The organism is Kitasatospora sp. NPDC007106 (assembly GCF_040634455.1).
Lineage (GTDB): Bacteria > Actinomycetota > Actinomycetes > Streptomycetales > Streptomycetaceae > Kitasatospora > Kitasatospora arboriphila.
In genome coordinates, this window is record NZ_JBEYFP010001290.1 from 1 (window position 1) to 1291 (window position 1291).

The 1291-nt window shown below is 79.0% G+C and carries 2 protein-coding genes; both read right to left on the reverse strand.

Annotated features, from left to right (window positions below; genetic code table 11):
* On the reverse strand, positions 1-454 hold a 454-nt coding region (locus ABZ641_RS37925), incomplete at its 3' end, for a helix-turn-helix domain-containing protein (protein WP_359989171.1).
* A gap of 71 nt (positions 455-525) precedes the next feature.
* On the reverse strand, positions 526-1291 hold a 766-nt coding region (locus ABZ641_RS37930; RefSeq protein WP_359989173.1), incomplete at its 5' end, for a DUF6493 family protein.

Below are 1291 nucleotides of genomic sequence, written 5' to 3' on the forward strand. Positions count from 1 at the left end.
GGCCGAGCACGGCGGCGGCCAGCGCCTCGGCCAGCGGCGGCGCGGCGCCGTCGCCGAGCACCGCGGCGAAGGCGGCCTCCAGCGCGGCGAGCCCTTCCTCGACCAGGGCGGCCGTGTCCGGGTCGAGCGGGGCCCGCTCGGCGGCGGAAAGCAGCAGCAGCCCGGCGGCCGGGCCGCTGTCGTACGCGGCGGCGGCCTGCGCCAGGGCCGCGGGCAGGTCGGCGGCCCCGGCGACCGCCCGGGTGAGCGGCAGCACGTCCCGGTCGAGGTGGCGGCGGAGCGCGGCCAGGTAGAGGCCGCGCTTGCTGCCGAACACCTTGTAGAGGCTGCCCCGGTGGACGCCGAGCGCGCCCACCAGGTCGTCCACCGACGTGCCCTCGAAGCCGTGCGCGGCGAACAGCCGGGCAGCGGCTTCGACGGCCTCGTCCTCGTCGAAGGCTCGTGGTCGTCCCATGGCCGGAACGTTAGCGAGTTGAAGAACGGTCAGTCAAGAACGATCGTTCAACAACCGGGGTGACGGCCGGGTCAGCCCGCCAGTACCTCCTGCAGGGCGGCCGCCTCGCGGACGGCCCGGGAGCTGCCGCCCCGCGCGGCCAGGGCCGTGACCTCGGGGATCGGGCCGCGGGCGGCGCAGCGGCGGGCGCAGTCGGCGGCCACCGCCAGCAGCTCGCCGACGCCGCGCGGCGGTTCGCCCGCCAGCAGTCGGGGCAGGGCGGCCACGAGGACCGACCAGACGGTGCCGTGGGCGCCGGTGTCGGCGGCGGCGCGCAGCGACTCGGTGAGGCGGTTGGGCTTCACCGGGCCGAGGGCGACGAGTTCGGCGATCTCGTGGCCGAGCAGGGCGCCGTCCAGGTCGCCGCGGGCGGCGAGCACCAGCAGGGCGTCGACGGCGGCGGTGCGGTCCTCCGGGTGCCGGGCGCCGAGGCCGTAGGCCAGGGCGAGGTGGATCGCGGGGCCGGCCGGGCCGCCGGCCTCGGCGAGGGCGGGGAGCAGGTCGGCGCCGCCCCGCACGTCGAGGTCCGCCGCGGAGGCGAAGCGCTCCATGAGGCGGGCGGCGGTCTCCTCCCGGTGGTGCGGCAGGATCGCCGTCCACTGCTCGCGGGCGGGCGGGGTCCACCAGACGTCGCGCCGTCGGAGGTGCCGGTCGGCGGCGTCGAGCAGCCGTTCGGCGTCCTCGGGCAGACCGGCGCCGGCGGCCTCCTGGTCGATCAGGCGGCGGGTGGTGGAGAGCCGCCGGCCGTCCCGTCCGCGCCCGCCGGAGGGCGCCCGCACCACGGTGGGGCGGCGCGGG